At 61.5% G+C, this 23643-nt stretch carries 26 protein-coding genes; 14 read left to right on the forward strand and 12 right to left on the reverse strand.

What is annotated here, in order from left to right; genetic code table 11:
* Positions 1–44 precede the first annotated feature (44 nt).
* On the reverse strand, positions 45–2357 hold the full coding sequence (locus ACCD05_RS25020; protein ID WP_413396068.1) for an NADP-dependent malic enzyme: 2313 nt from the start codon (positions 2355–2357) through the stop codon (positions 45–47).
* Positions 2358–2623: 266 nt separating this feature from the next.
* Between ACCD05_RS25020 and ACCD05_RS25025 the strand changes: the two genes are divergently transcribed.
* Both ACCD05_RS25025 and ACCD05_RS25030 read left to right on the forward strand, forming a co-directional pair.
* Positions 2624–3436 (forward strand): UDP-2,3-diacylglucosamine diphosphatase, encoded by an 813-nt coding sequence (locus ACCD05_RS25025; RefSeq protein WP_026283711.1) that lies wholly within the window; start codon positions 2624–2626, stop codon positions 3434–3436.
* Positions 3437–3614: 178 nt separating this feature from the next.
* Positions 3615–4835 (forward strand): MFS transporter, encoded by a 1221-nt coding sequence (locus tag ACCD05_RS25030; protein WP_413396070.1) that lies wholly within the window; start codon positions 3615–3617, stop codon positions 4833–4835.
* Here ACCD05_RS25030 and dgcA read toward each other — a convergent pair.
* The gene (dgcA, locus tag ACCD05_RS25035; RefSeq protein ID WP_413396071.1) at positions 4787–5770 is read right to left on the reverse strand and encodes an N-acetyl-D-Glu racemase DgcA; all 984 of its coding nucleotides are present in this window, start codon (positions 5768–5770) and stop codon (positions 4787–4789) included. The two genes, ACCD05_RS25030 and dgcA, sit on opposite strands and share 49 nt — an antisense overlap.
* Positions 5771–5868: 98 nt before the next feature.
* On the opposite strand from dgcA, the gene ACCD05_RS25040 reads away from it, so the two are divergent.
* From ACCD05_RS25040 to ACCD05_RS25060, 5 genes are read left to right on the forward strand one after another with little or no spacing between them, the layout of a single operon-like run.
* Positions 5869–7038 (forward strand): MlaE family lipid ABC transporter permease subunit, encoded by a 1170-nt coding sequence (locus ACCD05_RS25040; RefSeq protein WP_413396073.1) that lies wholly within the window; start codon positions 5869–5871, stop codon positions 7036–7038.
* 9 nt (positions 7039–7047) lie between these two features.
* Positions 7048–7896 (forward strand): ABC transporter ATP-binding protein, encoded by an 849-nt coding sequence (locus tag ACCD05_RS25045; RefSeq protein WP_018902369.1) that lies wholly within the window; start codon positions 7048–7050, stop codon positions 7894–7896.
* A 9-nt stretch (positions 7897–7905) separates the two neighbouring features.
* Positions 7906–9276, forward strand: coding sequence for an MlaD family protein (locus tag ACCD05_RS25050; RefSeq protein WP_047511979.1), 1371 nt, complete (start codon positions 7906–7908; stop codon positions 9274–9276).
* Between the two features lie 16 nt (positions 9277–9292).
* The gene (locus tag ACCD05_RS25055; RefSeq protein ID WP_018902371.1) at positions 9293–9901 is read left to right on the forward strand and encodes an ABC-type transport auxiliary lipoprotein family protein; all 609 of its coding nucleotides are present in this window, start codon (positions 9293–9295) and stop codon (positions 9899–9901) included.
* Between the two features lie 29 nt (positions 9902–9930).
* Positions 9931–10422, forward strand: coding sequence for an N-acetyltransferase family protein (locus ACCD05_RS25060; RefSeq protein ID WP_413396075.1), 492 nt, complete (start codon positions 9931–9933; stop codon positions 10420–10422).
* A gap of 261 nt (positions 10423–10683) precedes the next feature.
* Here ACCD05_RS25060 and ACCD05_RS25065 read toward each other — a convergent pair whose 3' ends face one another.
* Together ACCD05_RS25065 and ACCD05_RS25070 are read right to left on the reverse strand one after the other, a co-directional pair.
* Positions 10684–10839, reverse strand: a complete 156-nt coding sequence (locus tag ACCD05_RS25065) for a hypothetical protein (protein WP_018902374.1) — start codon at positions 10837–10839, stop codon at positions 10684–10686.
* 159 nt (positions 10840–10998) lie between these two features.
* Positions 10999–11175: a hypothetical protein gene (locus ACCD05_RS25070; RefSeq protein ID WP_181459357.1), complete on the reverse strand. Its 177-nt coding sequence runs from the start codon at positions 11173–11175 to the stop codon at positions 10999–11001.
* Between the two features lie 226 nt (positions 11176–11401).
* Here ACCD05_RS25070 and coaD point away from each other — a divergent pair, with 226 nt between their 5' ends.
* The 5 genes from coaD to tgt all read left to right on the forward strand — a co-directional run bounded on the left by coaD (position 11402) and on the right by tgt (position 15321).
* Complete coding sequence (gene coaD, locus ACCD05_RS25075) at positions 11402–11896, forward strand: pantetheine-phosphate adenylyltransferase (RefSeq protein WP_413396077.1); 495 nt, start codon at positions 11402–11404, stop codon at positions 11894–11896.
* 25 nt (positions 11897–11921) lie between these two features.
* Positions 11922–12485 (forward strand): peptidylprolyl isomerase, encoded by a 564-nt coding sequence (locus ACCD05_RS25080; RefSeq protein ID WP_047511972.1) that lies wholly within the window; start codon positions 11922–11924, stop codon positions 12483–12485.
* Positions 12486–12511: 26 nt separating this feature from the next.
* Positions 12512–13021, forward strand: a complete 510-nt coding sequence (locus ACCD05_RS25085) for a peptidylprolyl isomerase (RefSeq protein ID WP_018902378.1) — start codon at positions 12512–12514, stop codon at positions 13019–13021.
* 86 nt (positions 13022–13107) lie between these two features.
* Entirely contained in the window at positions 13108–14190 is a 1083-nt protein-coding gene (gene queA / locus ACCD05_RS25090) for a tRNA preQ1(34) S-adenosylmethionine ribosyltransferase-isomerase QueA (protein ID WP_413396080.1), read from the forward strand.
* Positions 14191–15321, forward strand: a complete 1131-nt coding sequence (gene tgt / locus ACCD05_RS25095) for a tRNA guanosine(34) transglycosylase Tgt (protein ID WP_112974078.1) — start codon at positions 14191–14193, stop codon at positions 15319–15321.
* Between the two features lie 3 nt (positions 15322–15324).
* On the opposite strand, the gene ACCD05_RS25100 is transcribed toward tgt, so the two are convergent.
* The 7 genes from ACCD05_RS25100 to rutA form a co-directional block, all read right to left on the reverse strand.
* On the reverse strand, positions 15325–15753 hold the full coding sequence (locus tag ACCD05_RS25100; RefSeq protein WP_413396082.1) for a DUF4864 domain-containing protein: 429 nt from the start codon (positions 15751–15753) through the stop codon (positions 15325–15327).
* Between the two features lie 80 nt (positions 15754–15833).
* Entirely contained in the window at positions 15834–16142 is a 309-nt protein-coding gene (locus ACCD05_RS25105) for a hypothetical protein (protein ID WP_413396084.1), read from the reverse strand.
* Positions 16143–16253: 111 nt separating this feature from the next.
* The gene (locus ACCD05_RS25110) at positions 16254–16769 is read right to left on the reverse strand and encodes a flavin reductase (RefSeq protein WP_413396101.1); all 516 of its coding nucleotides are present in this window, start codon (positions 16767–16769) and stop codon (positions 16254–16256) included.
* A 27-nt stretch (positions 16770–16796) separates the two neighbouring features.
* Entirely contained in the window at positions 16797–17588 is a 792-nt protein-coding gene (rutD, locus tag ACCD05_RS25115) for a pyrimidine utilization protein D (RefSeq protein WP_413396086.1), read from the reverse strand.
* Between the two features lie 14 nt (positions 17589–17602).
* On the reverse strand, positions 17603–17992 hold the full coding sequence (gene rutC / locus ACCD05_RS25120) for a pyrimidine utilization protein C (protein WP_413396087.1): 390 nt from the start codon (positions 17990–17992) through the stop codon (positions 17603–17605).
* 26 nt (positions 17993–18018) lie between these two features.
* On the reverse strand, positions 18019–18756 hold the full coding sequence (gene rutB, locus ACCD05_RS25125) for a pyrimidine utilization protein B (protein ID WP_413396089.1): 738 nt from the start codon (positions 18754–18756) through the stop codon (positions 18019–18021).
* Positions 18753–19841, reverse strand: coding sequence for a pyrimidine utilization protein A (rutA, locus tag ACCD05_RS25130; RefSeq protein ID WP_047511950.1), 1089 nt, complete (start codon positions 19839–19841; stop codon positions 18753–18755). Before rutA ends, rutB begins: the two co-directional genes overlap by 4 nt.
* Positions 19842–19912: 71 nt before the next feature.
* Here rutA and ACCD05_RS25135 point away from each other — a divergent pair, with 71 nt between their 5' ends.
* Both ACCD05_RS25135 and ACCD05_RS25140 read left to right on the forward strand, forming a co-directional pair.
* Entirely contained in the window at positions 19913–20128 is a 216-nt protein-coding gene (locus tag ACCD05_RS25135) for a hypothetical protein (RefSeq protein ID WP_413396091.1), read from the forward strand.
* A 144-nt stretch (positions 20129–20272) separates the two neighbouring features.
* A complete protein-coding gene (locus ACCD05_RS25140) occupies positions 20273–22045 on the forward strand; it encodes an ABC transporter ATP-binding protein (protein WP_413396093.1) in 1773 nt (590 codons plus the stop codon).
* Positions 22046–22155: 110 nt separating this feature from the next.
* On the opposite strand, the gene ACCD05_RS25145 is transcribed toward ACCD05_RS25140, so the two are convergent.
* Positions 22156–22935, reverse strand: a complete 780-nt coding sequence (locus ACCD05_RS25145) for an ABC transporter ATP-binding protein (RefSeq protein WP_413396095.1) — start codon at positions 22933–22935, stop codon at positions 22156–22158.
* Positions 22936–23643 lie beyond the last annotated feature (708 nt).

Raw genomic sequence — 23643 nt, forward strand, 5'->3', positions numbered from 1 at the left:
AGCTGCCGCTCAAAGCCTAACGCATTTTCAGCGTCCAAGGCAAATCATGCGGGCTGGGACGCCTCGACGACCGCGAGGGCCGCCATGTTGACGACGCCGCGCGAGGTGACCGACGGTGCCAGGATGTGGGCGGGCATGGCCGCGCCGAGCAGGATCGGGCCGACATGCAGGCCGTCCGTCATCGACTTGACGACGCCGAGCGTGATGTTGGCCGCATCGAGGTTCGGGAAGACCAGAAGGTTGGCTTCGTCGTGCAGCGTGGTGTTCGGCATGACGCGCTTGCGCAGCGTTTCCGAGATCGCGCTCTCGCCGTGCATTTCGCCATCGACTTCGAGATCGGGCGCGGTGTCGCGCACGAGCTGCAGGGCGTTGCGCATCTTGGTGGCGCTTTCCGATTCACGCGAACCGAAGTTCGAGTGCGAGACGAGGGCCGCGCGCGGCGTAATGCCGAAGCGCTTGATTTCCTCGGCGGCGAGAACGGCCGATTCCGCCACTTCCTCGGCCGTCGGGTTGAACGTGACATATGTGTCAGTGAAGAAGGTGGCGCCGCGCTGCGAGATCAGCAGGCTGAGCGCCGAGAAATCGCGAACGTTCTCGCGCTTGCCGACGATCTGGCGGACATCGCGTAGGTGCTTTTCATAGCGGCCTTCGAGACCGCAGATCAGCGCATCGGCCTCGCCACGCTTCAGCGCCAGCGCGCCGATAACCGTGGTGTTGGTACGAACGATGGTGCGGGCCGCTTCCGGGATGACGCCGCGGCGGCCGACCAGCGAGAGGTAGAGCTCGACGTACTCGCGGAAGCGCGGATCATCTTCGGGATTGATGACGTCGAAATCAGACAGCGGACGGATGCGCAGGCCATAGCGCTTCAGGCGCGTTTCGATGACCTGCGGACGACCGATCAGGATCGGCTTGGCAATGCCTTCCTCGAGCAGGACCTGGGCGGCGCGCAGCACGCGCTCGTCTTCGCCTTCGGAGAAGATGACGCGCTTCTTGTCGGCATTCTTCGCGGCCGCGAAGATCGGCTTCATGACGAAGCCGGAGCGGAAGACGAAGCGGTTCAGCTGGTCGAGATAGGCGTCGAAATCGGCGATTGGGCGCAGCGCCACGCCGCTATCGGCCGCAGCCTTGGCGACAGCCGGCGCGATGCGCAGGATGAGGCGTGGATCGAAGGGCGAGGGGATGAGATAGTTGGGCCCGAAGATCGGCGTTTCATCCGAATAGGCGCGGGCGGCGACATCCGACGGCTCCTCGCGGGCGAGAGCTGCGATGGCGCGCACGGCCGCCATCTTCATTTCCTCGTTGATCGTGACGGCGCCGCAATCGAGCGCGCCGCGGAAGATATAGGGGAAGCAGAGGACGTTGTTGACCTGGTTCGGGAAGTCCGACCGGCCGGTGCAGATCATCGCGTCCGGGCGGGCGGCGCGGGCGAGATCGGGCATGATCTCCGGGTTCGGGTTGGCGAGCGCCATGATGAGCGGCTTTTCGGCCATCTGCGCCAGGAGTTCCGGCTTCAGGACGCCGGCGGCCGAAAGGCCGAGGAAGACGTCAGCGCCGCCGATGTTTTCAGCCAGCGTGCGGGTGTCGCTCTTCTGGGCGTAGACGCTCTTCCATTCGTCCATGAGCTCGACGCGGCCTTCGTAAACGAGGCCTTCGAGGTCGTGGACCCAGATGTTTTCGCGCTTGGCACCGAGGGTGACGAGAAGGTTGAGGCAGGCCAGCGCCGCGGCACCGGCACCGGAGGCGACGATCTTGACCTCTTCGATCTTCTTGCCTGCGAGTTCCAAGCCGTTCAGGATCGCGGCGGCGACGATGATGGCGGTGCCATGCTGGTCGTCATGGAAGACCGGGATCTTCATCTTCTCGCGCAGCTGGCGCTCGATCTCGAAACATTCCGGCGCCTTGATGTCTTCAAGGTTGATACCGCCGAAGGTCGGCTCAAGCGCGGCGACAGTCGAGACCATGTGATCGACGATCGTTGCATCGACCTCGATGTCGAAGACGTCGATATTGGCGAATTTCTTGAAGAGAACGGCCTTGCCCTCCATGACCGGCTTGGAGGCCAGCGGGCCGATATTGCCAAGGCCGAGAACAGCCGTGCCGTTGGAGATCACGGCAACGAGGTTGGCGCGGGAGGTGTAATCGGCGGCCGTTTCCGGATTGTCGCGGATGGCGAGGCAGGGCGCGGCGACGCCGGGCGAATAGGCGAGCGCGAGGTCGCGCTGGTTGCCGAGCGGCTTGATGGCCTGGATCTCGATCTTGCCGGGACGGGGATAACGGTGGAAGAACAACGCCTGTTCATCGAGGCTGCCGCCTGCCGCTTTGTTGTCCGTCTTCGGTTTGTCGCTGTGATCCATCGTAATGCTCCAGGCTGTCGCACATGCTTTCATTGGAGCGCTTTCAATACATCAATCGAAAGACGGTAACAGCGAGAATTTCGGTTCCGGTTCCCAAAAACAACGCAAATGTGCAACAGCGCCCGCGAGATACCGGGGATTTGCGGCGGAAGGGCCTGTGATCAGAGCCTGACATCCGGCCCGTGTCATCTTCCTGAAACACGAGTCTGGTTTTCAGGGACACAGATGAAGCATGGGGCACGGGCAGTTTGCTTGTGAAGGACAATATGGATACGCGCCACTTCCGTACGCTCTTTATTTCCGACGTCCATCTCGGCTCGAAAGCCGCGAAAGCCGACTTCCTGATCGACTTTCTCAAGTACCACGAAGCCGACACGATCTTCCTGGTGGGAGACATCGTCGACGGCTGGCGCCTGAAGCGCAGCTGGTACTGGCCGCAGGAATGCAACGACGTGATCCAGAAGCTGCTGCGCAAGGCGCGCAAGGGAACGCGTATCGTCTATATCCCCGGCAACCACGACGAATTCCTGCGCGACTTCCCCGGTATGCACTTCGGCGGCATCGAAGTGGCCGAGCGGATGATGCATGAGGCGGCCGACGGCAAGAAATATCTGGTGCTGCATGGCGACGAGTTCGACGTCGTGGTGCGCAACGCCCGCCTGCTCGCCTACCTCGGCGACTGGGCCTACGACATGGCGATCATGATCAATATCGGGCTCGCCGCCATTCGCCGCAAGCTCGGCATGCCTTACTGGTCGTTCTCGGCCTGGGCGAAGCTGCAGGTCAAGCACGCCGTCAACTTCATCGGCGAGTTCCAGAAGGTGGTGGCCGACGAGGCCCGCAAGAGCGGTGCCGACGGCGTGATCTGCGGCCACATCCACCATGCCGTCATGGAAGACATGGACGGCGTGCGCTACATCAACACCGGCGACTGGGTCGAAAGCTGCACGGCGATCGCCGAGCACGAAGACGGCACGTTCGAGCTGATCGAATGGCGCACCATGGGCGGCGCTGCCGCCCCCGCTCCGCTGGCGCTCGAAGATCACCGCAAGCGCGAACCGGCACAGCAGGCGGCCTGATAGGCTGATAGTCTGAAGTATCTCGCTGTTGCGAAATGGCATTGTGCACCTGCTGCCGTTGCCGTTTCGCGACAGTTTTGGCTTATTTTTGAAATCGGTTTGGGGCGACCTCATCTCGCCTTGGTTGCCATTAAGGTGACGTGTTAGGCAACTTGCAGGTTCCTTTCAGGTCACACCGATGATTCCCGCCACGAATGCCTCTTTTACAGAGGTCGCGCCCGCCCATTTCCGGCTGCTGAGCGCTTTGTCCTATTGCGCGCCGCTGCTTGTGAACGGTGTCGCGCTGCCGTTCTTTCCCGTCTGGCTGGCGATGCACAAGTTCAGCGACCACGAGATCGGCATCATCCTCGCCGTGCCGATGGTGGTCCGCGTGCTCGTGGCGCCTATTGTCGCGATGTATGCGGACCGAATGAAGGAGCGCGCCGATGTGCTGGTGTTTTCCGGCGGTCTGTCGTTGTTGACGGCAATCGCGCTCTACTGGACCGACACGTTCTGGCCGGTTCTGATCGTCTACACGATCCAGGGCGCCACGTTTTCTCCCTATGTGCCTGTGGTCGAATCGATCGTCATCTCGGGCGTGCGGCGCTGGGGTTTCGACTACGGCTCGATGCGGGTCTGGGGCTCTGTCGCCTTTATCGCCTCGACGCTCGTCGGCGGGCGGCTGATCGGAAACTGGGGCGGGCAGATGGTTCTGCCCGTGATGATCTTCGGTTTCGTCATGACGATGGTGATGGCCCTCTACTGTCCGCGCATCGGGCCGACGCGGCGGCGCGGAACGCCGGTCGATCTGCAGCAGGCGACCGGCAGTTCGCTGAGGCAACCGCATCTGCTGCTGCTGCTCGTCGGCGTCGCCATCCAGCAATCGAGCCACGCGCTTCTGCAGGCCTTTGCGACGATCTATTGGCGTGATCTCGGCTTTTCGGGCACGGAAATCGCGTTGTTGTGGAGCGCTGGCGTCGCAGCGGAGGTGACGGTGTTCTTCCAATCGAAGCGGCTCAGCCGACGTTTCGATGCCTGGACGCTGATCCGTGTCGGCGCCGCCGTGTGTGTCTGCCGCTGGCTGTTGTTTCCGATGCAGTGGGGCTTCGTCGGCTTCTTCCTGCTGCAATGTCTGCACGCCTTCAGCTACGCCTTCGTCCACACCGGGGTCCAGCGGCGGATCATCGCCTCGGTGCAGGCGACGCAGGAATCGTCGGCGCAGGGCGCCTATTTCTTCTACAACGGGATGTTCATGGGGCTGATGACCATCGCGTCGGGCTACATCTACGCAGCACTTGGCATGGCGAGCTATTACATCATGGCGCTGACGGCGGTTCTGGGGCTGGGCCTCATCATCGTCGCCTACTACCTTCAGCCCCAGAGTGCCGGTTCCGGCGGGAAGACGAGCGAGCCGGCGTAGCGCAGGCCCGGTTCGCGATCGCGGGCGAGAAGCAGCGGCCCGTCGAGATCGACGAAGGCCACGTCCTGGGCGAGAAGCACGGCAGGCGCCATGGCGAGCGATGTGCCGACCATGCAGCCAAGCATGATCTGAAACTCCAGCCGCTGGGCTTCGCGCTTCATGGCCAAGGCTTCGGTCAGACCGCCCGTCTTGTCGAGCTTGATGTTGATGGCGTCGTAGCGGTCGCGCAGGCTGGCGAGATCGCCGGTGTGATGGACGCTTTCATCGGCGCAGACGAGGATAGGGCGGTCGATCTCGGCCAGCAGTTCGTCCTTGCCTGCCGGCAGCGGTTGTTCGACCAGCGCCACGCCGCATTCGGCGGCAACCCGCAGATGGTGGGCGAGGCGATCCTCCGGCCAGCCTTCGTTGGCGTCGAGAATGATGGCGGCGTCGGGTGCGGCAGCGCGCACGGCACGGATGCGGCTCTCGTCGTCGCCGGTGCCGACCTTGACCTTCAGCAGCGCACGGGCCGCGTTGGCGCGGGCATGCTCTGCCATGATTTCGGGCTCGCCGAGCGAAATCGTGTAGGCTGTCGTCAGCGAATGTGGGTTGGTGAGGCCGAGCATGGTCGCGACCGAGGTGCCGCTTTGCTTGGCCTCGAGGTCCCAGAGGGCGCAATCGACGGCGTTGCGGGCGGCACCCGGCGGCATGGCCTGCTGCAGATCGGCGCGGGAGAGGCCGGCTTCGATCAACGGGCGGGCGGCTTCGATCTGCGCGCCAACGCTTTCCATCGTCTCGCCGTAGCGTCGATAGGGGACGCATTCGCCGCGGCCGGAGACGCCGTTCTCGCTCACCGTGCAGAGGATCACCTCCGCACTCGTCTTGGTGCCGCGCGAGATCGTGAAGGTGCCCGCAATCGGAAAAGAGTCCGTCTGAATTTCAAGTGACCGTGGCATAAATGCAATCCTGCAAGCATGGAAATCTGATGCGGCATCGTTATATTGGCACAACGTTGCGGACCTGTGTTCGCGAGTCGGCAATGTCGCCGTAAGCCTTGAGAGACACAAGCATTTTGAAGTCCGAGAACCGTAACGCCGCCTCACTGCACGTGGACGACCAAGCTCATGGTTCGGATACGCTCGTGCATCTCGAAGGCAACTGGCGAAGCGCCAACATACATCTCGTTCTCAGGGATTTCGACAAGCTTTCGGCCCACAAGGGCGGGAATCTGACGCTCGATCTCTCCGGCATCACCGATATCGACACGGCCGGCGTCTGGCTGCTCTGCCGGCTGAAGAAGCAGGTCGAGGATGCCGGCGGCACTGTCCATATCGAGGGCAGCAACCAGCATATCGACGAGCTGCTCGAATCGTTTTCCGAGGAGCGTCCGAAGCAGGAAGTCGAGCAGGTTCCGCCGCGTTCGCTGCAGGAGCGTATCTTCGCCCCCATCGGCCGGATGATGTACGATCTGTGGAACAATCTTTCCGCGGCAATGTATATTCTCGGATCGGCGGTGCGCGGCGCGCAGATGAAATTCGGCCGAGGCAGCGGCGTTTCGCCGGCGTCGATCATCAACCAGATCGACCACATGGGCGTTCGCGCCACGCCGATTATTCTGCTGATGTCGTTCCTGATCGGCGCGATCATCGCGCAGCAGGGCGCCTTCCAGCTGCGTTATTTCGGCGCCGAAGTGTTCGTCGTCGACCTCGTCGGCATTCTGCAATTGCGCGAAATCGGCGTGCTCCTGACCGCCATCATGATCGCCGGCCGGTCCGGCAGCGCGATCACGGCTGAAATCGGCTCGATGAAGATGCGCGAAGAGGTCGATGCACTGAAGGTCATGGGCCTCAACCCGATCGGCGTGCTGATCTTCCCGCGCCTTGTGGCGCTGACCGTTGCGCTGCCGCTTCTGACGGTGCTTGCCAATTTCGCCTCTCTCTTCGGCGCGGCCGTCGTTGCCTGGGGCTATTCGGGAATCACCTTCGCCAACTTCATCGCCCGTCTGCACGAAGCGATCACGCTGTCGACGGTGCTGTCGGGGATGATCAAGGCGCCGTTCATGGCGTTGGTTATCGGTATCGTCGCCGCCGTTGAGGGCTTAAAGGTAGGTGGCAGCGCCGAATCGCTCGGCCAGCACGTGACCTCGTCGGTGGTGAAGGCGATCTTCGTGGTCATTCTCATGGACGGGCTATTCGCCATGTTCTATGCAGCTATTAATTTTTAGGGATTTTGCGTGGACGAGCAGCAGACAACGACCAAGGACGAGGCAGGGCGGGATATCGTGCTTTCAGCGCGCGACGTCACTGTTGGCTTTGGGTCGAAGATCGTTCTCGATAATCTCAACCTCAATATCTACAAGGGCGAGATTCTGGGCTTTGTCGGCGCGTCGGGCACTGGCAAGTCGGTGCTGATGCGCACGGTGCTGCGCCTGCTGCCGCGTCGCTCCGGCCAGATCAAGATTCTCGGCCAGGACTTCGACGAGCTGAACGAGCCACAGCGCAACGCGCTCGACATGCGTCTCGGCGTTCTCTTCCAGCAGGGCGCGCTGTTCTCTTCGCTGACGGTGAAAGAGAACATCCAGGTTCCGATGCGCGAGTATCTCGACCTGCCGCCGGCGTTGATGGATGAGCTGGCGCATCTGAAGATCCGGTTGGTGGGCCTGGCGGCGGATGCGGCCGACAAATATCCTTCGGAACTCTCGGGCGGGATGATCAAGCGTGCCGCACTGGCGCGCGCGCTGGCGCTCGATCCGGAACTGGTTTTTCTCGACGAGCCGACTTCGGGCCTCGATCCGATCGGGGCCGCAGAATTCGACGAGTTGATCGCCAAGCTTCGCGATACGCTCGGTCTCACCGTCTACATGGTCACCCACGACCTCGACAGCCTGTTTTCCGTCTGCGACCGTATCGCGGTGCTGGGCAAGAAGAAGGTGATGGTCGAGGGGACGATCGAAGACATGCTGGCCTATGACGACCCCTGGGTTCAGGCTTATTTCAAGGGCAAGCGCGCGCGTTCGATCGTGCCGCAGGATGGCCATGCTTCAGCCGACATCAGGCTGGCGCAAGATAGCCGCGGGAAGTGAGCGGATAAGATGGAAACCAAAGCGAACTACACAATCGTCGGCTTCTTTACGGTTCTGGTCATCGCGGCTGCCTTCGGCTTCGTTTACTGGATGGCCGAATATGGCCGTGGCGGACCGATGGCGGAGCTAATCGTACGCATTCCGGGCTCGGCCAACGGATTGAGCGTTGGCTCGCCGGTGCGCTTCAACGGCATTCAGGTGGGTTCGGTGCAATCGCTGTCGATCGACGCCGATGACCCGCAGTTCTCGCTGGCCTTCACCGAAGTACGCGTCGATGCGCCGATCTATCCGACCACCAAGGCGATCCTCGAGATCCAGGGCCTGACGGGCGCTGCCTATGTGGAGCTTTCCGGTGGTCGCGTCGGGGAAAAGAACATCCTGCAGACGGCGGCGGAGACGGGCAAGCGCGCGGTCATCGTCGCCGACCAGTCGAGCGTCACCAACCTGCTTGCCACCGCCGACAAGATCCTCGACCGCGCCAACGACGCCGTCGGCCAGGTTCAGGGCTTCGTCAAGGACGCCCGCGGACCGCTGACGAAGACGCTGCAGAACGCCGAGACCTTCTCGGATGCACTGGCCAAGAACTCAGGCAACATCGACAGCTTCCTGCAGAGCGTGGGCCAGCTTTCCGACACCGTGCGCAACGTGTCCGGCCGCGTGGATTCTACGCTGGCTGCGATCGAATCGCTGGTGAAGACGGTTGATGCCAAGAAGATCGACACGATCCTCTCCAATGCTGAAACGGTGAGCCGCAATGTCGCCGATGCCTCGGGCGGCCTGAAGGACGCCATCCAGAAGTTCCAGGAGACGGCCACCACCTATAACGACTTCGGCAAGAAGGCGCAGGCTACGCTCGACAAGGTCGATACGCTGGTGGCGCAGATCGACCCGGCCAAGGTGAAGGGCTCCGTCGACGACATCGCGCAGACAACCAAGGATGCGCGCGCGGCGGTGGCTTCGATCAAGGATGTCGCCGACACGGTGAATTCGCACCAGAAGGACATCGATTCGACGATCCAGAACGTCACGCAGATGGCCAACAAGCTGAACGCCGCATCGACCCGCGTCGACGGCATCCTGGCGAAACTCGATACGCTGCTTGGAGACGACAGTACGCAGTCGATGTTCACGCAGGCGCGCGAGACGCTGGATTCGTTCAAGAAGGTCGCCGACAATCTGAACAGCCGCATCGGACCGATCGCCGACAATCTGCAGAAGTTCTCGAGCGGCGGCCTGCAGAACGTTCAGGCGCTGATCAACGATGCGCGTCTGACGGTGCAGAATTTGAACGATGCGATCAGCAATTTCGACAAGGACCCGCAGCGACTGATCTTCGGCGGGGACACAGTGAAACAATATGATGGCCGGACCAGGCGTTAACAGGGGAAGTCAACATATGGCTGTGTCGGATATGCGTCGTTCGCGTCTTATGAAGACCATGCTCGCTCTGCCGCTTCTTGCCCTGGCATTGTCGGGATGCGGAACGGCGGCCAAGAACGATACCTATGATCTCTCCGCACCCGTCAGCGGCAGCGGCCCTTCGGCGAAGGGGCGCCAGATCCTGGTGCAGCAGCCAACGGCGCTGCAGGCGCTGAACAGCGAGCAGATCGTCATCAAGGTCTCGTCTTCGGAGATTCAGTATCTCGCCAAGGCGCAGTGGAGCGACAAGCTTCCGCGTATGGTTCAGGCCAAGCTTGTCGAAGCGTACGAGAATTCCGGCAAGCTCGGCGGCGTCGGCGTTCCCGGGCAGGGGCTGGCGATCGACTATCAGGTCGTGACCGACATCCGCGCCTTCGAGATCCGCACCGGTGGCGGCAGCCAGGCGGTGGTCGAGATTTCGGCCAAGATCCTCAACGATCGCAATGGATCGGTGCGGGCGCAGAAGGTGTTCTCGCAGACGGTACCCGCTGGCGGCGGCTCGAACGAGGCCTTCGTCAAGGCGCTCGACCGCGCATTCGCCGGTGTCACCAGCGAGATCGTCGACTGGACGCTGAAGTCGATCTGATCGATCGGGACGCTGTTTGGGAGCGCGGCATGATCAGGATTTTGGGCGCTGACGATGTCGAGGCGTTCAAGCGCATTCGGCTCGAGGCGCTGCGCCTGGAGCCATCCGCCTTTGCCAGCAGCTTTGATGAATGGGCAAAGCTTCCCGACGATGAATGGCGGCGACGACTGCTTGCCGATCCCGTCTTTCTTGCGTTCGACGGCGATGCGCCCGTAGCGATCATGGGACTGCTCCGGCAACGGGCCGGCAAGATGGCGCATCGCGCCACGATCATCATGGTCTATGTGCGTCGGGAGAAGCGCGGAACGGGGCTGGCGCGCGACTTGCTCGACCATGTCGTGGACTATGCCCGGCAACACGGCATTCGTCAGCTCGAACTGACTGCAAGCGCCGAGAACCCGGCCGCGATCGGCTTTTATCGGAATGCGGGGTTTGCCCAGGCCGGGCTGATACCGGGTGGCGTGCTGGAAGGCGACCGTGAGGTCGATGACGTCATCATGGTCAGACGGATCGTCGACTGACGTTTCGTTCATCTTGCTCAAGACGCAAAAAGGCCGAGCGCTGGGAGCCGCTCGGCCTTTTCGTATTTCAGCTGTCGGGCTGCTCAGAGCCGATCAAAAGACGCTATGCTTGCCATGTAGTCTCTTATCTTCTTCGGTTTCGCGCCGCAGGGCGGTCACGGTCGATGCCACAGATACGATAAACATGATGCTGATAAGGGCAGTAAGCACAGTCAAGATCGTGAACATAAGCAATCCTCCAGGATTTTGCTTTCACGTCCCTTAGTATTGGCTCACAACGGTCGTACGAGCCGACGCATAAGGGCCGTATACTTTGGACGCATCTACCTTCTGATCATAAAGCGCAACAGTTGCTGCAAGCATACCCGTCATCATTACCATCCATACTGCGTTAATCATGGTAATCTTGTTTGGCATATTCATCTTCCTTGTAGCGCCTATTTGCGCAACGCTTCGATTGAAAGAACGCGTCCGTTTGGAATTGGTTCCGCAGGACATTGACAAGTCGTTTACCAACGCCGATCTGAAGCCTCTTTGAATGCCTCGTTCATCTGGCGTTCATCTTCCTAAATCGGTTTATGCGTCTTCTCTAATCGGTTTAAAGGAGACGCGACCCATAACGCGTACGATCTCGTGATGTTCCCTCACGTCGCTGCGCACCCAAGCCGCATCACGCACTTCCAGGATGTAGGCGTAGACAAATTCGAAGGCGAGGGAGAGGGCGACCGAGGTGATGACAAGCAGGATGAGCATCGTGGGTTTCCAGGAGTGAACCGATCCCTGTCGGCATCGGCGGCGTTGATGCATCCTGTTATAGAGATCGCGGCTGAAGCGGCCTTGAATGGGCCGTTCATCCGGCATTCAGTCGTCGGGCAGTCGCCTGGCCCGGCCCCATCAAGCGCGGCTGGCGCTTGGGGCAAATGACTTGCGGCAAGGCCTTATCCGTGACAAAAGGCGTCGAAACAAATGGCCGGGGCCAATGACGACAGCTTTCTATCCGGGGTCTTTCGACCCGATCACGAACGGACATGTTGACGTGCTCGTCCAGGCGCTGAATGTTGCGTCGAAGGTGATCGTCGCGATCGGCATTCATCCCGGCAAGACGCCGCTATTCTCGTTCGAGGAGAAGGGCGAGCTGATCCGCCAGTCGCTGGCCGAGGTTTTGCCGGAGCGGACGTCGGACATATCGGTCGTGTCCTTCGACAATCTCGTGGTCGATGCTGCCCGTACGCATGGCGCGACGCTTCTGATCCGGGGCTTGAGAGATGGCACCGATCTCGATTACGAAATGCAGATGGCGGGCATGAACCGGCAGATGGCGCCGGATATTCAGACCGTTTTTCTGCCCGCCGGCACGGCCTCGCGGCCCATAACCGCCACATTGGTCCGTCAAATCGCAGGCATGGGAGGCGATGTTAGTGCATTCGTGCCTGCCGCCGTCTTGAAAGCCCTTCAATCCAAGCGCAAATCCTAGGCATATTCGCCGAAACGGAGCTCACATGAAACTTTTCTATATTGCATTTGCCGGCGTGCTTTATCTCGCTTCGTTCGTTGGCGACGTTTTCGCCGCCGACACGATGACGATCCAGCTGAAGAGCGGCCCCGTCGTGATCGAGCTCGCGCCTGATGTCGCGCCGAAGCATGTCGCCCAGATCGAGGCGCTCGCCAAGAAGGGCGCCTACGACAACGTTGCCTTCCACCGCGTGATCGACGGCTTCATGGCTCAGACCGGCGACGTGCAGTACGGCAACATGGAAAAGGGCTTCGACAAGGGCCAGGTCGGCACCGGCGGTTCGGACATGCCGAACATTCCGGCCGAGTTCTCCAAGACCCCGTTCGTGCGCGGCACGGTCGGCATGGCGCGCTCGCAGGACCCGAATTCGGCCAACTCGCAATTCTTCATCATGTTCGCTGACGGCTCCTTCCTGAACGGCCAGTACACGGTTGTCGGCAAGGTGATCTCCGGCATGGAGAACGTCGACAAGATCCAGAAGGGCGAAGGCCAGAACGGCGAAGTCAGCAATCCTGACCGCATGGTCAAGGTCACCATCGCCAAGAAGTAAGTTTCAAGACCAGTAGGAGATTAAGAATGGCTGAGATCAAGGATCCGGAAAACACCATCATCCTGGAAACCACCAAGGGTAATGTCGTCATCCAGCTTCTGCCTGAAGTGGCGCCCGAGCACGTGGCCCGCATCAAGGAACTCGCACGCGAGAAGGCCTATGACGGCGTCGTGTTCCACCGCGTCATCAACGACTTCATGGCGCAGACCGGCGACGTGAAGTTCGGCAAGAAGGGCGGCGAAAGCTTCAACCCGGGTCGCGCCGGCATGGGCGGCTCCGAGAAGCCTGATCTGAAGGCTGAATTCTCGGCCGTCAGCCACATCCGCGGCACCTGCTCGATGGCCCGTTCGCAGAACCCGAACTCCGCCAACTCGCAGTTCTTCATCTGCTTCACCGACGCTCCCTGGCTGAACAAGCAGTATTCCGTCTGGGGCCAGGTCATCGAAGGCATGGACAACGTCGACAAGATCAAGAAGGGCGAACCGGTCGTCGATCCGGATTCGATCGTCTCGATGCGGGTTGCCGCCGACGTCTGATTGTGATGTTTGCTGGAACCCGCCCTTGCGCGAGAGCGCGGGGCGGGTTTCGCTTTGCCTGGACCAGCCTTCCTGGAACTGCCCCTATGCGCGTAGACCTTTTCGATTTCGAGCTCCCCGATGAGCGGATTGCGCTGCGGCCCGCCGAGCCGCGTGACAGCGCGCGCCTGCTGGTCGTCGATCCCAATGGCGAAACGCAGCTCTCCGATCACCATGTGTCCGACCTGCCGTCCTTCCTGAAGGCCGGCGATGCGCTTGTCTTCAACGACACCAAGGTCATTCCGGCGCAGCTCGAAGGCATCCGCCACCGCGAGGGTGCGGGCGGCCAGCAGGTTTCGGCGACGCTGCACATGCGGGTCGGGGCCAATCGCTGGAAGGCGTTTGCCAAGCCGGGCAAGCGCATCAAGGTCGGCGACCGGATCGCCTTTGGCCATGGTGGCGAAAGCTGCCTTCTCGGCGCGCTCGACTGCACCGTGGAAGAAAAGGGCGAGGGCGGCGAGGTGACGCTGGCCTTCGATCTGTCGGGCCCGGCGCTCGACGAAGTCATCCATTCCGTCGGCCATATTCCGCTGCCACCCTATATCGCCGCCAAGCGCGCCGAGGACGAGCGCGACCGCGCCGACTACCAGACTATCTATGCCCGCGAGGACGGCGCTGTCGCAGCACCCACCGCTGGACTGCATTTCACGCCCGAGCTTTTCGAGGCGCTCGACAAGGCCGGCATCGAGCGGCATTTCGTGACGCTGCATGTCGGCGCCGGCACCTTCCTGCCGATGAAGGTCGACGACACCGACGACCACAAGATGCATCTCGAGAGCGGCTATGTCAGCGGTGAGACAGCGGCCAAGCTCAATGCCGTGAAGGCGAGGGGCGGGCGGATCATCTGCGTCGGCACCACCTCGCTCAGGCTGATCGAAAGCGCTGCGCAGGATAGCGGCGAGATCCGCGGCTGGGCGGGCGCCACCGGCATATTCATTACGCCGGGTTACCGCTTCAAGGCGGTCGACGTGCTGATGACCAACTTCCACCTGCCGCGCTCGACGCTGTTCATGCTGGTCTCGGCTTTTGCCGGCCTGGAGACCATGCACGCGGCCTATGAACATGCCATTTCGACAGGCTACCGCTTCTATTCCTATGGCGATTCCAGCCTTCTTTTCCGGAAAGACTAGATGACCGAGAACTTCCAGTTCACCCTCAAGAAGACCGATGGCGGCGCCCGCCTCGGCGAAGTCTCCATGCCGCGTGGCACGATCCGCACGCCGGCCTTCATGCCCGTCGGCACCGTCGGCACCGTCAAGGCGATGTATCTCGACCAGGTGCGCGAGGGCGGCGCCGATATCATTCTCGGCAATACCTATCACCTGATGCTGCGGCCGACGGCCGAGCGTGTGGCGAGGCTTGGCGGCCTGCACAAGCTCATCCGCTGGGACGGGCCGATCCTGACCGATAGCGGCGGCTTCCAGGTCATGTCGCTGTCCGGTCTGCGCAAGCTCGACGAGCAGGGCGTTACCTTCAAAAGCCATGTCGACGGCAGCCTGCACCACATGTCGCCGGAGCGTTCCATCGAGATCCAGGGACTGCTCGACAGCGATATCCAGATGCAGCTCGACGAGTGCGTGGCGCTTCCGGCCGAACCGCGCGAGATCGAACGCGCCATGGAAATGTCGCTGCGCTGGGCCGAGCGCTGCAAGGTGGCCTTCGGCAACCAGCCGGGCAAGGCGATGTTCGGCATCGTGCAGGGTGGCGATATTCCGGCGCTGCGCGTGCGCTCGGCCGCAGCGCTCGCCGATCTCGACCTCAAGGGCTACGCGGTCGGCGGCCTTGCCGTCGGCGAGCCGCAGGCTGTCATGCTGAAGATGCTCGAGGAGACGCTGCCGGTGCTGCCGACCGAGAAGCCGCGCTATCTCATGGGCGTTGGTACGCCCGAGGACATGCTGCGCTCGGTGGCGCGCGGGATCGACATGTTCGATTGCGTGATGCCGACGCGTTCCGGCCGTCACGGCCTGGCATTCACCCGCCGCGGCAAGGTCAACATCCGCAATGCCCGTCATGCTGAGGATATGCGTCCGCTCGACGAGCAGTCGAACTGCCCGGCGACTCGCGACTATTCGCGCGCCTACCTTCACCATCTCGTGCGCTCCAACGAGGCGCTGGGCGGCATGCTGCTTTCCTGGAACAACCTCTCCTATTATCAGGAACTGATGCAGGGCATCCGCAAGGCGATCGCCGAAGGTCGCTTCGCCGATTTCATGGCGGAGACGGAAGCAGAATGGGCTAAGGGCGATATCGACCCGGTCTAAGACTCAGATGCCTTTGCTTGCAGTATCAGGCAGGATTTGGACGCCGCCGATCTTATAGCTGCCATCCGGCTGACGGATGACCTGATATATCGCCGTCCAGTCCTTGCCGTCGCGGCCGGAGATCAGCACCTCGTGGTAGATCATCGCGCCGTTGTCGATCGAGCGACTGCGGCCGAAGGCGTAATTTCCGGGGTGGTAGACCGGCTCATAGCTCTTCTTGACCATGGCGAAGAAGACGTTCTTATCGGGATAGACGGCCTTGATGCCGGGGGCGGCGTAAGAATAGGCCGCTTCCGGATCATCCTGCAGGAAGGCCTTGATCTGCGCCTCGATCATCGACCGCGTGGTATCCAGCGGGTCTTCCGCGCGCGCCTGAGACAGCGTGATGATCGCGGTGAGACTGAGGATGAGGACTGCGAAGAAGGCGCGCATCGGCATATCTCCCACTATCCCGTGGCCATAGCCGCCACCGCTTGGATTGTAGGGCTTTCAGCGCGCAAGGAAAGAGGCAATCAGAGCCGGCCGCGTGCGAATATTCGAGACAGGATCAGGCCGGCTATGAGCACACCTGCGGCGATGAAGATGGTGTCGATGGGAGTGCCGATATAGAGCGGCCCGACATTGGCAAAGAGCAGGAAGGCGACGACGAAATTCGCCCAGCCCCAGACCACATTCAGCTCCGCCGAACTCTCGCCGGCGCCTGACATGCGCACGAATGGCGTGCGGAACCGCCGGCCACAGACGCCGTTGACGAAGTGTGGAATGCCGTTGGTCATGATGGCGGCGGCAAAGAAGTGAACGATAAAGGCGATCCAGGGCATCGGCGTCTCCAAGATGGTCATCCCCGTGGCGCGACGGGACGTCACGTTACGGGATGAGCCAGAATTCCGGCAGGGAACGCGTTGACCTAAGCTCTTGTTCCGTATGAGGGATCAGATCGTGTGGTAGCGACGATCGAAATAGATCAGTGCCTGACCACCTTCGTTCTCCTTGATGGCGACCACCTCGCAGATCAGGATGTCGTGGGTGCCGCCATCGGAGACTGATTTCACCTTGCAGTCGAGCGAGATCAGCGCGTCGTCAAGCGCCGGCGCGCCTGTTTCCAGCACCGACCAGCTGGCGCCTTCGAACCGTTCCTGCACCGGGGTCTTGCCGCCGAAGCGCCGGCTGAGGTCCTCATGCGCGTGCGACAGCGTGTTGACGCAGAGCACACGGTTGGCGTTGACGGCTGGGTAGGCGGAGGAGCCGCGATTGATGCAGACCAGAAGCGTGGGCGGATCATCGGTGACGCTGCAGACGGCGGTTGCCGCAAAGCCCGCAAGGCCGGCCGGGCCATCGGAGGTGACGACGTTGACGGCGGCGCCGAGGCGGGCCATTGCGTTGCGGTAGTCCTGCTTGCGCTGGTCGGGAACTGCACCCGCGACAGTCGCGGGCGCCTCCGGGATCATTTTGGCTGATGCTTGCATATCGGGGTCCTAACGGATTTCGGATCTCGCGTCACGAAGGAAGCGCAGCATGGTGTCGTTGAAGCTCTTGGCTTCCACCACGTTGACGGCGTGGGCGCCGAAGTCCGTCAGCGCCAGCTCAGCGTTCGGTAGTCCTTCGGCGAGGCGCGCCGATCGGGTGTAGGGGACGAGGAGGTCGTCGCGGGTGGCCATGACCAGCGTGTGGGCCGCAATCTCCGACAGCCGGTCGTCGAGATCAAAGGCCCGGAGAGCCGCGATGCGACGCAGGATATTGGTCTTGCCCTGGAAATGGGCGATGGCGTGCCGCTCCTCAGCGTCGAGACGCTCGGCATTGTCGGACATCCAGACCGAGGGATAGAGGAAAAGCGGCTGCGCCTTGACGAACATCTCGACGCCGGATTTCTCCAGAAGCTCGATCCTGACATCGAAGCATCGGCCGGAATGCGGATCCGCCTTGCTCCAGGCGTTGACGAGGATGAGCTGGCCGATCATGTCGGGCCGGCGGAGCGCGATATCGAGCCCGATGAGGCCGCCGAGCGCGTGGCCCATGAAATCGAAGCGTTCGATGCCGAGTTCCAGCGCGATCTCCAGCACGTCATCGGCCATGGCGGCGATGCCGCCCGCCTCGGGCACTTCGCCGCCAGTGCGGCCTGTGCCACGATGATCGTAGGTGATGACGCGAAAATCGGCTGATAGCGCCTCGATCTGCGGCGCCCAGTAGCCGCCCGATCCGCCAAGGCCGGAGGACAGGATGATGGTGCGGGCGCCGGCATGGGTCTGGCCGTATATGTCGAAATGCATCTTGCTGACTTTACTCACTTCTTGCCGATATGGGCGACGGTCGCGATCTCGACCAGCGCGTCGGGTTTCACCAGGCCGCACTGAACGCAGTAGCGGGCCGGCTTGTCGCCGGGGAAATACTCGGCATAGACGGCGTTGACAGCCTGGTAGTTGGCCCAGTCGGTGACGAAGATGTGGTTCATGGTCACGTCTTCCATCGTGCCGCCAGCCGTTTCGATCACCGATTTGATGGTCTTGAGCACATGGCGGGTCTGGGCGCCGGCATCGCCGACATGGACGACATCGTTGTTCTTGTCGAAGGGCAGGGTGCCCGAGACATAGACGATGCCGTCGGCAAGCGTGCCTGGCGAATAGGGCGCGATCGGCTTCTGGGTTCCCTCGGGGACGATGATCGATTTTGGCATGAAGTGTCCTCTTCTTTTGCTTTTGATCAGGCTTCGGTGGGCGCTGCTTGTGAGATGACGCCGCAGAAATCATTGACGGTGGCGACCCAGCCGAAGAACTTCTCGACGTTGTAGACGGTCGCCTGCTGGATGAAATCGGGCCCGAGGTGATGGGTCGCGTCCTCAAGCATCACGCCGAAATATTCGAGGTGGAAGGCATCGCGCAGCGAGCTCTCGACGCAGACATTGGTGGCAATGCCGACGAAGACGAGATTGCGGATGCCGCGGGCGCGCAGCACGCTGTCCATGTTGGTGTTGAAGAAGCCGCTGTAGCGGGTCTTCGGCACCAGGATATCGCCCGGCTGCGGCTGCAACTCGTCGACGATCGCATAGTCCCATGTGCCCTTCGCCAGAAGCTGACCCTGCAGTTCCGGCCGCTGGCGCATGGTCTTCAGCGCATTCGACTTGTGATAGTTGGGCGAGCCCGGTCCGCCGGCCTCGACATAATCCTTGTCCCAGCCGTTCTGAAAATAGATGACCTGGACGCCTGCAGCGCGCGCGGCGTCGAGCGTCTTCTTGATGTTGGCGATCGTGCCCTTGGCGCCCGTGATATCGAAGCCGGCGAGGTCGACATAGCCGCCTTCGGTCGAATAGGCGTTCTGCATGTCGACGACGACGACGGCGGTTTCGCTCGGCTTCAGCGTGATCGGCTCGGGGCGGGCGGGGAGGGTGACGCTCTGCGTGCGCTCGCGCGGCGCCTCGTATCCAACAGGTGCGACGCTCATTCGGCGGCCTCCAGCATTTCGGTAACGTGACGGCGGCTCTTCATCAGCGGCTGGACGTATTTGCCGAACTTCTCGACGCCTTCGACGAAATCGTCGAAGGTCAGCATGACGCCGCCGGTGCCGGGCACCGCGGCCATCTCGTCGAGCATGGCCGCGACCTCCTCATAGGAGCCGATCAGCGTGCCCATGTTGATATTAACCGCCGAGACCGGGTTCGACATGTGGCGTACATTGGTGTCGGAACCGGACTTGGTATCGGCGGCACTCTGCAGGCCGAGCCACTTGATCGCCTCCTCGTCGGCGCCGGCCTTGTAATGCTCCCACTTCGCCCAGGCGTCCTCCGACTTCTCTTCGGCAAGCACCATCGTCAGGACGAAGGAGCGCACGTCGCGTCCGGTCTTTGCCGTTGCGTTGAGAAGGCGCTGGTTGGTCGAGGCAAAGGCCGTGGGCGTGTTGACGCCAACGCCGAAGCAGAAGCTGTAATCGGCATAGGCAGCGGAGAACGCCATGCCCTTGTCGGACGAGCCGGCGCAGATCAGCTTCACGCTTTCGGGAACCGGTTTCATCCGGCAATCGTCCATCTGGAAGAATTTGCCCTTGAGATCGGACTGGCCTGTTGTCAGTAGGTCCTTGAGGACGGTCGTGTATTCGCCGAGATATTCGTAACGGTCGCCGAAATAGTCGTCGCCCGGCCACAGGCCCATCTGGCTGTATTCCGGCCGCTGCCAGCCGGTGACGAGATTGACGCCGAAACGACCACCGGAAATGCTGTCGATCGTGGTCGCCATGCGCGCAACGATCGCCGGCGGCATAACCAGGGTCGCGGCCGTGCCGAAGAGCTTGATCTTCGACGTAACGGCGGCAAGGCCGGCCATCAGCGTGAAGGATTCCAGATTGTAGTCCCAGAACTCCGTCTTGCCGCCAAAGCCGCGGAGCTTGATCATCGACAAGGCAAAGTCGAAGCCGTATTTCTCGGCCTTCAGCGTGATCTCCTTGTTGAGCTCGAAGCTCGGCTTATACTGCGGCGCGTTTTCCGACAGCAGCCAACCATTGTTTCCGATCGGGATGAAAACACCGATTTCCATATCTGCTCTCCTCTTGAGGCAATGGCGCAAAGGATCTGGTTCGGCATTTTCAATGCAGGTGGCGTGCCAGATTGACAAACATCAACGAAATCATGGCGATGCCGTATGATCGGGCTGAATTTATTTATCGTTTGGTCAATTTTTTACCGAACGATAAATTTCCTGCCGAAAAAGCAGACATTGCTGCTCAAATTTTTGGCCGCACTCGATCCTGCCTGAATATTCCGCAGATCCACCCAGCGCCGTTGCCACGCACAACCTCGGGACGCGGTCTCACCAAGAAGTAACTTGACTTTTTGATGCCGGATTTGGATATCGGGCAAATCCTTGAAGCGGCTGGCCTTTGCCAGGGCGCACTGTTTTCCACACAGTTGCATTCAGCGCCTGATTGCGCGCCGCAAGCTTCTTATTTGATTGGGGAGGGCTCGCGGATGAGCACATCGTCGCTGCTGAAACGCTTTGCCGGCTACTACAGGCCGCATCGGGGGCTCTTCGTGCTCGATTTCGGCAGCGCGGTGACCGCGGGCCTGCTGGAGCTTGCCTTTCCCGTCGCCGTCACGATGTTCATCGACAGGCTGCTGCCGACCGGCCAATTGGGCCTGATCGGACTGGCGGCGATCGGGCTGCTGGCGATCTATGTCGTCAACGCCGGACTGCAGGTGATCGTCACCTATTGGGGCCACATGCTTGGCCTGAAGATAGAGACGGAGATGCGGGCGAGGGCGTTCGATCATCTGCAGAAGCTCTCCTTCTCCTATTTCGACAACCAGAAGACCGGTCATCTCGTGGCGCGACTGACAAAGGATCTCGAAGAGATCGGCGAAGTCGCCCATCACGGACCTGAGGACATCTTCATCGCCGTGATGACGCTGGTCGGCGCCTTCGTTCTCATGTGGTGGGAGCATCCGCCGCTGGCGATCGTGACCGCGCTGATCGTGCCGCTGACGGCCTATGTGACGACGCGCTACGGCCGCCGGATGACCAAGACCTGGCATTCGCTCTACGGCCGCGTGGCGGATTTCAACGCCCGCATCGAGGAGACTGTCGGTGGCATTCGCGTCGTCCAGGCCTTCGCCAACGAGGACCACGAGCGCAAGCTCTTCGCCGTCAACAATGCCGGCTATCTCTCGACCAAGCTGCAGGCCTATTGGGCGATGGCGGCCTCGACGTCGCTCTCCTATCTCTCGATGCGTTTCGTGCAGGTGGTGGTGATGCTTGTCGGCGCCTGGTATGTCACCAGGGGCGAACTCTCGGCCGGCGGCTTCGTCGGCTTCCTGCTTCTCGTCGGTGTCTTCTTCCGTCCGATCGACAAGATCAATTCGGTGATCGAGACCTATCCGAAGGGGATCGCCGGCTTCCAGCGCTATACGGCGTTTCTCGACACCGATCCCGATATCGCCGATATCAAGGACGCCCGCAACATGCCACGCCTGACGGGCGACATTCGCTACAGCGACGTTCGCTTCGCCTACCAGGCAGGAAAGCCGATCCTCGACGGGCTCGATCTCACGATCAGGGCGGGCGAGACGATTGCCTTCGTCGGACCGTCAGGGGCAGGCAAGACGACCGTCTGTTCGTTGCTGCCGCGGTTTTATGACGTCACCACTGGCGCGATTTCCATTGATGGCGTCGATCTCAGAGAGATGACGCTCTCTTCGCTGCGTTCGAGCATCGGCATCGTGCAGCAGGACGTGTTCCTGTTTGCAGGCACGATGCGCGAAAACATCGCCTATGGCAGGCTGGGCGCGACGGAAGCCGACATCCTCGACGCGGCCCGCCGGGCCCGTCTCGACGAGGTGATCGCCGGCCTGCCGGCTGGACTGGACACCATCATCGGCGAGCGCGGCGTCAAGCTTTCCGGCGGCCAGAAGCAGCGGCTCGCAATTGCCCGCATCTTCCTGAAAAACCCGCCGATCCTCATTCTCGATGAGGCGACGTCGGCGCTGGACACGGAGACCGAACGGGCGATCCAACAATCGCTGGCGGAGCTGTCTCAGGGACGCACGACGCTCGTCATAGCGCACCGGCTGGCGACGATCACCGAGGCGGACCGGATCTGCGTGATCGACAAGGGCAGGGTGGTCGAAGAGGGCAGCCACCGTGACCTGCTACGGCGCGCTGGCCCCTATCGGCGGCTGCATATGGCGCAACAGACGAGCGCGTCCGACGATGATGGAGCGCCTGACGAGAAGAATCTGGCGTAAGCTTTGGCGCTGAAATCCTCACCTAAGGTGAGGATCGCGATTGTCTCATTCAATCCGATGCTTGGCCGGCTATGTTGTTGCAAGGGCAGCCGGCCGAGCACGTCATTACGCTAGAGCAGATAGCTGACCGGCTCGTTGCTAACAGGGTGCGGGAAGACGCCCATTTCGACGCCGAAGACCGACTTCAGCACATCCGACTGAACGATCTCGGCAGGCTTGCCGCGCGCCGAAATCCTGCCGTCGTTCAGCGCCACCAACTCGTCGCAGTAGCGCGCTGCGAGATTGATGTCGTGGAGAACGACGACGATCGTCAGGCCACGCTCGTGGCTCAGCTCGCGCAGCAGCGACAGGACGCCTGCCTGATGGGCGAGGTCGAGCGCGGAGGTCGGCTCATCGAGCAGCAGGCAGCTGGCATTCTGCGCCAGCATCATGGCGATCCAGGCGCGCTGGCGCTCGCCACCCGACATGTTGGCGACAAGACTATCGGCGAAGCGCTCCAGATCGGTGCGCCGGATCGCATCCTCGACCAGATCGCGATCGGCCTGCGTGAAGCGTCCGAGCGTGCCGTGCCACGGAAAGCGGCCGAGCGCGACAAGCTCGCGCACCGTCATGCCATCGGTGGCGGGGGTGAACTGCGGCATATAGGCGATCTCGCGCGCGAATGCCCGCCCGCCCCAGCTTGCCGCCGGCTTCCCCTGAAGCGCAACTGCGCCCGAGGTCGGATCGACCTGGCGGGCGATCGTCTTCAAGAGCGAGCTCTTACCCGAACCGTTTGGCCCGACCAGCCCATAGACGCGGCCCGCCTCAAGCGTCAGATCGACACCGCGCAGAATATGCTTCTTGCTGGCCTCGTAATGGATCTGCGACAGAGTGAGAAAATCGGCGGGCATGATGGCATCTCCGGCTACGTACGTATGGCGCCGGACATCCGGATCGCACGGACGTAAGTGCAAAAGTTCACTGAGGATGTCAACTTATGTGGTGATGGGAATAGGGCGTAGCGCGGCGTTTTTCCTTCGCGGCTCAACGATGCTCGCTAAGCCTCTGCAAGGATTGCGTGAACCACCGCTTGCGCCCTGAGCATGGTATCAGGTCTCTGCGAAAGGCTCATGAATACGGTTTCGACTTTCACCAGGTAGTTGACGACTTCAGCGGCCGGCGCACCTTGGCGAAGCTGTGCGGCGGCGTTCTGGAGGTAGCTATCATATTCGTCTTCGAAAGACGGCTACGTCATCGTCGCGCCATGTCCATCCTTCGGGCATGAGGCCTATAGGATCCCAGAGCGACCAGCCGATATCTCGCAGTTTCGACAAATCGATGACGGGTGACGACAGGCGCATTATCCTTCAACGTCTACGCAGACGGAGACAATACACCTCTATCCGCAAGGCAGTTATGAGCTCATGACCTGCGGCGAGGGTCAATTGGTGATAACAACCGATATGCGATCTTTCGAAGGGAGGGCTCTGAAATCATTGGCATGTTGCACTTCATTCTTGAACCCACCCGACATGCACACAGTGTGGCAGCCATGTTGAAATGTCCGCCGATATGCAAAGTAGAAATGTCCGACTGGTCGCTACACGGCACACCGACCA

The organism is Rhizobium sp. Rhizsp42, assembly GCF_047304155.1.
GTDB lineage: Bacteria > Pseudomonadota > Alphaproteobacteria > Rhizobiales > Rhizobiaceae > Rhizobium.